Here is a 386-nt window from a genome sequence, read left to right on the forward strand (position 1 = left end):
GCCCTCGCCAAGATCTGGCGCAAGGAGTCCATCGAGGAGATGGTCCACGCCGACAAGTTCACCGATCGGATCCTGTTCCTGGACGGCTTCCCGAACATGCAGGTGCTCGATCCGCTGCGGATCGGCCAGAACATGAAGGAAGTTCTCGAGTCCGATCTGCAGGCCGAGCTCGACGCTCGCGCGCTGTATCAGGAAGCGGCAACCTACTGCCACAGCGTCAAGGACTACGTGTCGCGCGACCTGTTCGAAGAGCTGATGAAGGACGAGGAAGGTCACATCGACTTCCTCGAGACCCAGCTCGATCTGGTCGGCCGCATCGGCATTGAGCTGTATCAGCAGCATCACATCGGCGAGGTCGATCACTGATCGCTCGCCCGGTCGTATTT

Annotated in this window: 1 protein-coding gene; it reads left to right on the plus strand. The window is 59.8% G+C overall.

Going from position 1 to position 386, the window contains the following annotated elements; genetic code table 11:
• Positions 1 to 366, plus strand: a 366-nt coding sequence (gene bfr, locus DY467_RS26060; RefSeq protein WP_164639936.1) for a bacterioferritin, incomplete at its 5' end; no start/stop codon positions are given.
• Positions 367 to 386: the final 20 nt, after the last annotated feature.

This window comes from Rhodopseudomonas sp. BR0G17 (assembly GCF_010907025.1).
In the GTDB taxonomy this organism is placed as follows: domain Bacteria; phylum Pseudomonadota; class Alphaproteobacteria; order Rhizobiales; family Xanthobacteraceae; genus Rhodopseudomonas; species Rhodopseudomonas palustris_H.